General features: G+C 60.3%; 9 protein-coding genes and 1 pseudogene. 6 read left to right on the top strand and 4 right to left on the bottom strand.

All coding sequences use genetic code 11. The features are described from left to right. The 3 genes and pseudogenes from B8784_RS14465 to B8784_RS14455 form a co-directional block, all read right to left on the bottom strand. A pseudogene (locus B8784_RS14465) lies at nucleotides 1-257 on the bottom strand (biotin/lipoyl-binding protein); the annotation flags it as partial. Beyond that, on the bottom strand, nucleotides 254-880 hold the full coding sequence (locus B8784_RS14460; RefSeq protein WP_084398652.1) for a TetR/AcrR family transcriptional regulator: 627 nt from the start codon (nucleotides 878-880) through the stop codon (nucleotides 254-256). The gene B8784_RS14460 and the pseudogene B8784_RS14465, both read right to left, overlap by 4 nt. A gap of 154 nt (nucleotides 881-1,034) precedes the next feature. Then, nucleotides 1,035-2,516, bottom strand: a complete 1,482-nt coding sequence (locus B8784_RS14455) for a phospholipase D-like domain-containing protein (RefSeq protein ID WP_233356157.1) — start codon at nucleotides 2,514-2,516, stop codon at nucleotides 1,035-1,037. A gap of 394 nt (nucleotides 2,517-2,910) precedes the next feature. Between B8784_RS14455 and B8784_RS14450 the strand changes: the two genes are divergently transcribed. The 6 genes from B8784_RS14450 (at nucleotide 2,911) to B8784_RS14430 (ending at nucleotide 8,743) form a co-directional block, all read left to right on the top strand. Beyond that, nucleotides 2,911-4,188 carry a tyrosine-type recombinase/integrase gene (locus B8784_RS14450; protein ID WP_084398650.1) on the top strand — a complete coding sequence of 426 codons (1,278 nt, stop codon included), beginning with the start codon at nucleotides 2,911-2,913 and terminating at the stop codon, nucleotides 4,186-4,188. Continuing rightward, entirely contained in the window at nucleotides 4,185-5,204 is a 1,020-nt protein-coding gene (locus tag B8784_RS14445) for a hypothetical protein (RefSeq protein ID WP_084398649.1), read from the top strand. The genes B8784_RS14450 and B8784_RS14445 overlap by 4 nt, the downstream gene beginning before the upstream one ends. 95 nt (nucleotides 5,205-5,299) lie before the next feature. Next, nucleotides 5,300-5,500: a helix-turn-helix transcriptional regulator gene (locus tag B8784_RS14440; protein ID WP_084398648.1), complete on the top strand. Its 201-nt coding sequence runs from the start codon at nucleotides 5,300-5,302 to the stop codon at nucleotides 5,498-5,500. After that, nucleotides 5,497-6,009, top strand: coding sequence for a hypothetical protein (locus B8784_RS21370; RefSeq protein ID WP_143435520.1), 513 nt, complete (start codon nucleotides 5,497-5,499; stop codon nucleotides 6,007-6,009). Before B8784_RS14440 ends, B8784_RS21370 begins: the two co-directional genes overlap by 4 nt. Next, complete coding sequence (locus B8784_RS14435) at nucleotides 6,002-8,107, top strand: phage/plasmid primase, P4 family (protein WP_158085692.1); 2,106 nt, start codon at nucleotides 6,002-6,004, stop codon at nucleotides 8,105-8,107. The genes B8784_RS21370 and B8784_RS14435 overlap by 8 nt, the downstream gene beginning before the upstream one ends. 39 nt (nucleotides 8,108-8,146) lie before the next feature. Continuing rightward, complete coding sequence (locus tag B8784_RS14430; RefSeq protein ID WP_233356158.1) at nucleotides 8,147-8,743, top strand: terminase small subunit; 597 nt, start codon at nucleotides 8,147-8,149, stop codon at nucleotides 8,741-8,743. A gap of 84 nt (nucleotides 8,744-8,827) precedes the next feature. Here B8784_RS14430 and B8784_RS14425 read toward each other — a convergent pair. Next, nucleotides 8,828-9,966 (bottom strand): IS3 family transposase gene (locus B8784_RS14425; protein WP_143435295.1). Its coding sequence is split into 2 segments (ribosomal slippage): nucleotides 8,828-9,708 and nucleotides 9,708-9,966, totalling 1,140 coding nucleotides; the frame shifts between segments, so codons are not numbered across the junction. Between the last annotated feature and the right edge of the window lie 6 nt (nucleotides 9,967-9,972).

The raw sequence follows: 9,972 nt of genomic DNA, 5'->3' as shown, positions 1-9,972 counted from the left end.
GTGACCCGCGCCTCGGCCTCGGCCAGGGCGGCCTCCTCGGCGGTACTGTCGAGGCGGAAGAGGAGCGCGCCGGTCTCGACGCTTTCGCCTTCCTTCGCCGGCATTTCGGTGATGCGGCCAGCAGCGGGGGCGGAAACATAGGTCCACTCGGCCTCGACATAGCCGAGATGGGCCGGCTCTTCCTCGCCGAGACAGGCGGTGAGACCGAGAAGGGCGAGCCCGGCAAGGCTTAGCCGGAACAGGGGGCGGCCAGTCATGATGGATCTCCAGTCTTGAGCGCCTTGAGCAGAAGGTCGGTGTGAAGCCGGAACAGTGCGTCGAGATCGACGGCGGCATCGGGCTCGTCGCTGAACAGCGCCTGCCAGATGCCGGACATGATGATCGGTGCGACGACGAGGCGAGCAGTCAGCTCCGGGGCCGCGACATGGATTTCCCCGGCCTTGTGGGCCCGGCGCAGCACCGCCGTCATGATGCCCAGCACGCGCTCGATCAGCTGCATGCGATAGGCGCGCACGATTTCGGGGAAGGTGTGGCTGTCGCCGATCAGCACCTTCATGAGGCGGGGCACATCGGTCTCGCGGATGATGACCGGCGCAAACTGGCGCAGGCCGAGAAAGGTCTCCTCGAGCGAATGGGCCGCCTCGGCCATCTGTTCGAGCTGGTCGATGCTGGGCTTGGTCAGCGTCTCGATCAGCGCCCGGAACATCGCCTCCTTGGAGTCGAAATAGAGATACAGCGTGCCCTTGGAGAGGCCGGCGCGCCTGGCGACATCGACCATGCGCGCGGCGGCAAAGCCTTTCTCGAAAAACTCGTCCAGCGCCGCGCCCAGCAGCGCGTGGCGGCGTTCATCCTTGGCTTCGTCGGTACGCGCTCTGAGCATGCAGCAGGCCTTTACTAACTGACCGGTCAGTTATTTATCGATGCGGTCGCGATCTGTCAATGCCCTGCCCTGCGCGGTGGGCTGTAAAAGCGCTTTATTGTCAGGGGGAAGCACGCCGCAGAGCGACGCTCGCGCAGGCGAGACGAGCTCGTTCTCAGTCTTCCTCGGACTCCAGTCCGGCGTTCTCCAGAAGGTCGTGAAGCCCGCCGGCCAGCCGATCCGCCAGCCCGTCGCCGACGGCTTCGGGGTCGGCGAACTCGTTCTCGGCGAGCACGCTGGCATCGCCATTCACGCCATTGCGGGTGAACGGCCTCAGCGACCGGCCATCGCCGCGCAGGGCCTCGATCATGGCGATCAGGCCGCCCTCTTGCGCCAGCGTCGCGTCATAGTCCTGCGCGGAGACATCGAGATGCTCGCAGAGCAGGTCCCGGCGCAGGCCCATGATGGTTTCGCTGACCGCCCCGGGATCGTCGCAGGCGGCCGCCTCGATGGCGAGATCGCATTCGGTGTCGAAGCCCATGGAGCGGTTGTTGAGATTGGAGGAGCCGACCCGCAGCAGCCGGTCATCGACGGTCAGCACCTTGGCGTGCACATAGATGCCGGCCCCGCCCTCGGTCACCGGGTAATAGGCCGCGAACCGGTCATGCGGATCGTTCGCCCAGAGATATTCGAGCAGCCGCTTGCGCGCACCGTCCATCGCCTTCTCGCGCAGCCAGCCTTCGGCCTCATGCGGCAGGACGATAACGAATTCCGGCCCGTCCGGCTCGGCCAGCCGCTCGGCAATGGCGCGTGCGATCCGGGCCGACGCCAGATATTGCGTCTCGACATAGAAGGTCTCGCACACCTCGGCGATGGCCTTGAGGTAAAGCGCCTCGATCTCGCGGACTTCCGGGAAATCCTTGTAGTCGGGATAGGTCCGCGCCACGCCCACGGGAATATCCTCGAAGGTCGTCTCCAGGTCCGGCCAGGCCGGCGCACCGCCATCGTCTTCCGGCGGATCGAGCCTGTCGCACGTGGCCCGGTACCAGCGCTGGCGCGCCAGATCGCCCAGCACGCCGGCCAGCGACCCGGAGACCGCCGTGGTCACATCGTGCCAGGGCTTCAGGGGCTCGCCATCGCCGGGCATGACGCGGCAGGGCTGCTCGTCGAGATGGTCGCGCGTGTCCCAGCGCCCGGCCGTCATGTCGATCCCGCCGCAAAAGGCGACCTGATCGTCGATGACGATCATCTTGGAATGGTGGGCCGCGCCGGTGGGGTGTTCGGTATCGAGCTTGAAATGGAAATTGCGCGCCAGGCGCATCGGGCGCACGGCAATCGGCACCATGCCGCGTTCAAGCGACTGCAGCGTGCCGAGATCCCATTTCAGCATGTAGAGCTGCAGGTCCTCGCGGGTCTTGGTCAGCCAGACGAGGAAGTCGCCCAGCGTGTCGGGCCCGTCCATGGTCTGGCCGTCCGGCTCGAATTCGATACGGGTGTCGAAGTCCCAGCCGATCATCATGATCGTGTGGCGGGCCTCCAGCATGGCGCGCTTGACGGCGGTGAAATAGTCGGCCCCGTCGATGATGATGCGCAGGCTATCGGCGCGCTCGCTGCGCCAGCAGGTCTCTCCCGGAATCAGAAATTGCTCGCCTGCCACTCGCTCCATCCTGGCCTTGTGCGTTCGCCCGACATCATCCACGGCAACCGGCCCGGCAGGATCCGGGCAGCGGGCCGCTCCTGAAAGCGAACAATCGGATGGAAAAGAGGTTCCGGGAGAAGGCCCCGCGGAGGCAGTCAGCCTGCCGGGCCGGGGGTCTGGAAAGTTGGTACGCCCAACAGGATTCGAACCTGTGACCTACTGATTAAAAGTTATGTCAGCATCCTTATCATGATTTCTCATCGTTGAGCATAACTGAACAGTGACGACACGTAGTGCTTTGTGTAAGCTTGTTTTTTTCTGAACTATAGCCAGCTTTGATGCTCAGATGGACACACCGTTGAGCGGCACGATTCGTGCATCGTGCGTGTCCCCGTAGCAGGAGGCAGGCGAAATGCACCGGAAACTTCTGACCCCACCCGTTCTTGAACAGCGTCCGCCGAAATCGGGACGCGTCGAGATACGTGACTCGTTGTCTCCGCTGGTCCTCAGGATAACAGCGCGGGGCAATCGCAGCTTCATCGTGCGCGCGCGGATCAAAGGTCAGAAGCAGCCCATCCGGCTGACTTATGATAGCCCCGCCCATATCAGCGTGCTTACTGAGGCCCGTACATGGGCAGTGGAAACGGTTGGCTCGTGCAGACGCGGGGTGGACCCTCGGCGCGACAGGTCCAGCGATGAAGCTGCTGTTCAGGCCGCAGCCGAGAAGCAGGCGCGTGACCGCTTCGGCGCTGTGGCGGACCTGTTTCTCGAAAAGCATGCAACAGCAAACCGGAGCTATGCGGAAAACAAACGTATCGTCGATTTCTACCTTCGCCCCGGTTGGCAAGACCGACAGATTGATGAGATACGACGCCCAGACATTGTGGCACGGCTCGATCTGATCGAGACGGGTGCGTTCATGGGCCGGGATGGCAAGACTTATGGCGGGCCGGTCATGGCAGACCGCGTTCTCGCCCAGCTTCGCAAGCTGATGAACTGGCATGCCACGCGCGATCCTGATTTTGTCTCTCCCATCGTGAAGGGGATGGCCCGGACAAAACCGAAGGACCGGGCAAGAACTCGCGTTCTCAGCGACGATGAAATCCGGCTCATCTGGCCGCACCTGACCGGCACCTACGGTGCGGTGCTCAAGTCGCTGTTCTACACCGCCCAACGGCTCGGAGAGGTCGCACAGATGCAACGCGACCAGATTGGCGCGGATGGCGTCTGGGAAATCCCCGCAGTGGTCTACAAGGGTAAGCGCCCGCAATTTGTGCCGCTCACGTTGGAAGCCAAGGCGGTTGTGGACGCCCAGCCTGAAGTTGACGGGTCCAGCCTCGTCTTTCCTGCCCAGAGAGACCCGTCCAAGCAATTGGCCAATTGGTCGGCGCTGAAAGCGGCTCTCGATGCGGCTATCACCGAGTCCCGCGACGGCGAGCCCCTGCCCCACTGGACCGTCCATGACATACGCCGCACATGCCGCACGCTCATGTCACGCGCCAGGGTGAGCCCCGACATATCTGAGCGAGTGCTCGGCCACGCTATACCCGGTGTTGCCGGTGTCTATGACCGGCACGCCTATGTCGAGGAAAAGCGCGAGGCACTTGAAGCACTGGCTGCACTGCTCGACCGGATTATCCACCCGGAACCTGCAAATGTTGTTCCGCTAGGCAGGAGGGCAGTCAAATGAGTTTCGATCCAGTTGAAGCACAGAAGAGATTCGATGCCTTTGATCCCGAATTCGATGAGATCACTCGGCAAAGAATGAAGGCGTCTTGGCAGCAAAGCGCGGGATCGCATCGCCACCACCTACGCGCAGAACGAAGCACTCAATGGCGTGATTCCAATGCTGCATTTCAGAGGTACGTTGATGCTGAACGGAACGGCGAAGTTATCATCGACGCCGCCATTCCTACCGCTTCCGGTGATACTCGACATGTGAAGTATTGCCTACCCAAAAGCATCGCGCGCCTGGTTCTCGATGCGCCGCATATTATTGAGTTCCTTCCTGATCCGGATCGACCGGATAATGCCGAAACAGCTTTCGCCGACTATGTGCTTTCCGTTCTCACGCCGACCGAAAACCAAAAAAAGCGATCACAGGAAGTCGCTGAAGAATTGCTGGGCTCGGATGCGAGAATTTTGGCCGACTACCTATACGACGATGAATGGCGGTGCACCGAAAGCGAGTCCTATCTGAGAAAATTCGCCGGTGCATTATTTCGTTGCCGCTTCGATCTCAGGAAGCATCGATCCAAGCATCTTCAAATCTCCAGAACGACAAGCGTATTCAGACAGCGGCTGAACGCCGAAGCCAGTCGCTTCGAGCGCGGTCGGGGTTGGAGAGCCGACTCCGATCGACACAACGACTTTGCTCTTGCCCTCAGAGTGCTGGCCGAGTTGGTGCCCAAACGCGGTCGGGGGCAATCCGCATCACGCGATCCAAATCTTAGATACATCAAAATGATTGCCGAACTCGGCGGTGCCGACATCGCAAAGGCAATTATGACGCCTGGCACAAAAGGCGGCTTTTATTCTGAAGGGGGAGGTAATTGCTTTGGCGCACCTTCTCCTGCCCGGGCCGCTCTGCTTCGCCGAGTGGAACGTCGGGGCGACCAGCTTCGCGCACTTGGCATAACAGTTGAGGGCGTGAAGGCGGCACTACACAATCTGGATCGCCGCCGAAGCGCCGTTGACGAGGTGTGATGGCAATTCGCTTTTGGTCGCAGAGTGCATAAGAGTGCGATGCGAAACATTCTCCACAGACGGCCAGAGCTGGTCATTCACAGTGGAGAAAACTCATGGTTACTCAACTTCTCAGTAAGCGCACCGTCTCGCAGATCGTGGGCGTGCACGAACAGACCCTCATGCGATATGTCCGCGAGGGTCGTTTCCCTAAGCCGCTTCGCACTGGAGATATCGGCTCTGCCGTCCGCTGGCGCGAGCAGGACATCAATGACTGGATCGAAGAGCGCGCTGCCCATGCTGGGGGTGCGTCATGACCCATTATCCTACCGACAATTCTGCTGTCTCAGAAACCGCCTGGGAAAGCGTTATGTTCGCAGCGGTCAACGCGGGACTGGAGCAAGGCATATTCGGGCGATGCCCCCAGGATGTAGGCAGCATGTCCCGCCGTGATCCGACGACAAATGTGCATCCCGAATATCACGCGCTGTATTCTTTCCAGCACGCTGGCCGAAACTTTAAAGCGCGTGTTCGCACGCATTTCGGGGGTGCGGAACTCCGCATCGACGTTTGGGTTTTGCGCGAAGGAGCGCCTGCGGGCAAAGAAACCGGTTTAGGCTGGCAGCTCAAAGATGGCTTCGACGTAATCGCATCCGGCTGGCTCGAAAGAGAGAACGACTTCTACCTGCACGGCCAATGCAGCCCAAGAGAACTAAGAGCGCGGCGGTATCTAAGGCCAATCCTGAAGTCATGCTCTGTCCGCATTCCGCATTTCCATGTGCGCCTCCCGGTTGGGTGCTCCATGTCGCGGAGGGAATATGCCTAAAGCCGACAGCACCGAGAGCGCGCTGTTCAAGCAAGCGCGCGCGCATTTAAAAGACAGCGGCATCACGGAATCTGACGCAGCTGACGCGGGCATTTTCCCTTGCCCGGACGCACGATCGGTTGACGCTGGATATGCCAATGCGCCAGCGCTTGCTTTCGCTTACCACGACATCAATGGCGATCCCGTGCAGCTTGAGCACCGACATGGGACACGCCCATTCTATCGACTGCGGTATCTTGCTGACAGCGCTCAGCGTGGCTTTGTGCGCAAGCCCCTTCCACGATACGTTCAGGCGGCAGGCAGTGGCGTTTACGCCTACTTCCCCATGACCCGTATTTTCCGTTGGGCCGACACCGCCGCCAAGCCCGAGGACCCTGTTGTTATCACCGAGGGCGAGAAGAAGGCTTTAAAGGCTTGCCTCGACGGGTTCCCGACAATCGGTCTCAGCGGCGTATGGTGCTTTAAACGCGATGGCCAGCTCTTGCCCGAACTTGAGCAGTTCGCCTGGGAAGGCCGGTCTGTCTGGATCGTCTTCGACAGCGACGCGGCGACAAACCCGCACATCGATCATGCTCAACGCGCGCTAGCCAAGCTACTGGTTGAACGCGGCGCGGAAGTAAGGATTGTCGATCTTCCTAGCGCAGACAGCGGATCAAAACAGGGGCTTGATGATTTCCTCGTTCGGAATGGCGCAGACGCTTTGGAAGCGCTGCTGGACCGTGCCTCCCCTGTGGACCCTTTCCTTTCGCGGATCATGACCGGCAGTGACGTCGAAGTTGCCAATGCGCTGCACCTCAAGCTTTGTGAGCGGTATTCCTCCGAAATCGTCTACAGTGAAGGACGTTTCTACGCGTTCACTGGCAAGGTCTGGGAGACGATTGAAAAAGTTAGCATCCGCAAAGCCATATATGAATTCGACGGCGCAGCCTTCGGTCAGAAAGGCACGCTCAAGCTATCTGCCCCCAAGGCCGACAGCATCATGTCCATCCTGAAGGACCAAACTCACAGGGATGGCTATTTCGACAGCCCACCCGCAGGCGTGAATTGTGAGAACGGATTTGTCTCCTTCGATGATGACGGCGAGGCGTCGATAGCGGCGCAAAGACCTGAGCAGCTTCAACGCTTTGTGCTTGGGGCATCATGGACGCCCGGCCCCGTCCAGAATAGCGAACTCCTGACCGCCTTGCTGGATGGCTGCTTCGCCGCCGACGAAGACAAGAAGCTGTTCCTTAAGGAGTGTCTTGGCCTCGCCCTACTTGGCCATATGACGGAGCAGATTGCACCGCAGGCGATTGTCCTGCACGGCGTTACAGCCGCAAACGGAAAGAGCGAAGTGCTCGAACTCTTCCGTGCGCTGTTTCCGGCACATGCGGTGTCCAGCATTCCGCCTGGTGATTTCGGGGACGACCGCAAGCTAATCGAATTGAACGGGAAAGCCCTGAATCTCTGCTCCGAACTCGGGACAGGACGGGCGATAACAAGCGACGTGTTCAAAGCGGTCATTACGGGCGATGTGGTGACAGGCCGCGAAGTTTATGCGCCAGCATTGAGCTTCAAGCCACAGGCCATGCATCTTTTTGCGACGAACACCCTGCCCGGCTTTTCTGGCGGCATGGATGAGGGCGTCATCAGGCGCCTTGCCATTTTAGAATTCAACAGGACTATTCCCGAAGAAGAGCGGATTCCGAAGATTGGGCAGCGCATCGCCGTTGAGGAAGGCGACAATCTCATTGCATGGGCGGTTGAGGGGGCCAGCCGGATTATTCAGCGTGGCGGCTTGATGCCACTCGATTCCAGCCGCGCCGCCGTGCGCGAGTGGGCGCACACATCTGACATCGTTCAGGCATGGATCGCGGAACGATGTTCCTACGTTCAAGGACCACCTATCGCGACAACGCACTTGCATGAGGACTTCCAGCGATGGGCGAGTCTCAACGGATACAATGAGCGGACAACACCGAAAGCTGCTGCTTTCAGCAAGCGGGTCATCGCTGCAAGCCAAGGAAAGGTACAAGCTGTCAGAGCCGATGGTCACCGGGCTCTCACCGGGCTGCAACTCAAACCGCTAACAAAATCGCTGAAAAGGCGGATCGCATGACGGCAATGACGGGAGTTTTGCAAAAAGAAGAATTCTTTGGTGTTGTTGCCAGCTCAAGACGGCAAGGGTTTTTCTCCTGCACCTGTCATTCCCGTCCTGACCACCGCCGTAGTACCAGTACGCCCCGCCACCGGGAAAGAAAGGCCCATTATGTCTAGGAATTTGCCTCAACCGAAGGAAGATACTCCCGTAACGTTTGGCGGCCTGACAGAGCGGCAATCGGCGTTTGTGGTCGCATACGCTGAGAGCGGCGGCGGGACAGGCGCAGCGGCCACGGCTGCCCAGGCGGCGGGCTATGCGAAGACCAGCCGCGCAGCAGCGCGTGTTCGCGGTCATGAACTGCTACGAAATCCAAAGGTGCTGGAAGCCTTGCGGGATGAGCTGACGCGACGGCTGAACGCGGCTGCGACACTTGGCGTGGCTGTGCTGGCGGAACTCGCTGCCGACAAGAACACACCTGCCGCCACAAGGCTGTCGGCAGCGAAAGACCTCATCGACCGGGGACATGGGCCGATTGAATCACGTTGGAAGGTTGATCACACCGTGAGGTCAATCGAGGACGTGATCTCTGAGCTAGATGTCGCTGACGCAGACGATGAGCGTGTTATCGATGCAGAGTATTCCCTGACAGACTGAAACAAACCCAGGGGGCCGGGGTGGTCTGCCCCACCGGAGTGGTCCACCAGATTTATTAGCCCGGCGGTTCCCACGTAGCGGCGTTCATGCCGCTACCTCCCCACAGTAAGGCGGTATGAACGCCGCGGGCAAGATGGCTTGTGGCGCGGGCGGTCGGTAGCCCAGAGAAGAGTGCGGACGCGCGGTGTTGTAATGCCACCGCCAGGTCTCGATCAGGACTTTCGCCTCCCTGAGATCATAGAAGATTTCCCTCGCCAACAACTCGTCTCTGAGCTTGGAGTTGAAGCTCTCGCAGTAGCCGTTCTCCCAAGGCGAACCGGGTTCGATATAGAGCGTCTTCACGCCGATCCGGCCAAGCCACTCGCGCAGGGCCGTGGCGATGAACTCGGGGCCATTGTCGGAACGGATATGCTCCGGCGGGCCATGATGCACGAACAGTTCGCCCAGCGTGTCTAGGACATCGCGGGAGTTGAGCTTGCGTTCGACACGAATGGCGAGGCATTCGCGAGTGAACTCATCAATCACACACAGCATGCGGAACACCTTGCCGTCATGCGTGCGGTCCTGAACGAAGTCATAGGACCAGACATGGCCCTTGTGCATCGGCCTCAGCCGGATGCAGGAGCCGTCATTCAGCCAGAGACGGCCTCTCTTTGGTTGTTTCATTGGCACTTTCAGCCCTTCACGCCGCCAGATGCGATACACCCGCTTCTCGTTCACATGCCAGCCATCCCGTCTCAGCAGGGCCGTGATCCGGCGGTAGCCATACCGGCCGAACCGTTCAGCCAGGGCGATGATGGCCGCTGTCAGCACATCCTCGTCCTGGCGTGGCACACGCGGCTTGCGCTGGGTGGAACGGTGCTGGCCGATCACGCGGCAGGCCCGGCGCTCGGTTGCGCCGAGTGTCTCCACCACATGATCGACCGCCTCGCGCTTGCGTGAAGGGCTCAGAACTTTCCCTTGATGACTTCCTGCAGGATCTGGTTGTCGAGGGTCAGATCAGAAATGGCGCGACGCAGCCGCGCATTCTCCTTCTCGATCTCCTTCAGCCGTTTGGCCTGGCCAACCTGCAGCCCGCCATACTCCTTGCGCCACCGATAGTATGTCTGTTCCGTCACCCCGATCGAACGCACGGCCTGACCCGTCGTCTCACCCCGCGCGAGGCGGACCTCCACCTCCCGCAGCTTCGCTATGATCTCTTCAGGCGTTGATCTCTTGCCCATGTCTCA

The organism is Henriciella aquimarina (assembly GCF_002088975.1).
Classification (GTDB): domain Bacteria; phylum Pseudomonadota; class Alphaproteobacteria; order Caulobacterales; family Hyphomonadaceae; genus Henriciella; species Henriciella aquimarina.
Note: the sequence above shows the minus strand (reverse complement) of the source record. Positions and strands in the feature narration are given on the sequence as shown.

What these genes read in the sequence shown, in the direction of transcription:
- B8784_RS21370 (WP_143435520.1), top strand. Translation starts at nt 5,497, where the DNA reads ATGACCCATTATCCTACCGACAATTCTGCTGTCTCAGAAACCGCCTGG.
- B8784_RS14450 (WP_084398650.1), top strand. Translation starts at nt 2,911, where the DNA reads ATGCACCGGAAACTTCTGACCCCACCCGTTCTTGAACAGCGTCCGCCG.
- B8784_RS14435 (WP_158085692.1), top strand. Translation starts at nt 6,002, where the DNA reads ATGCCTAAAGCCGACAGCACCGAGAGCGCGCTGTTCAAGCAAGCGCGC.
- B8784_RS14445 (WP_084398649.1), top strand. Translation starts at nt 4,185, where the DNA reads ATGAGTTTCGATCCAGTTGAAGCACAGAAGAGATTCGATGCCTTTGAT.
- B8784_RS14440 (WP_084398648.1), top strand. Translation starts at nt 5,300, where the DNA reads ATGGTTACTCAACTTCTCAGTAAGCGCACCGTCTCGCAGATCGTGGGC.
- B8784_RS14460 (WP_084398652.1), bottom strand. Translation starts at nt 880, where the DNA reads ATGCTCAGAGCGCGTACCGACGAAGCCAAGGATGAACGCCGCCACGCG.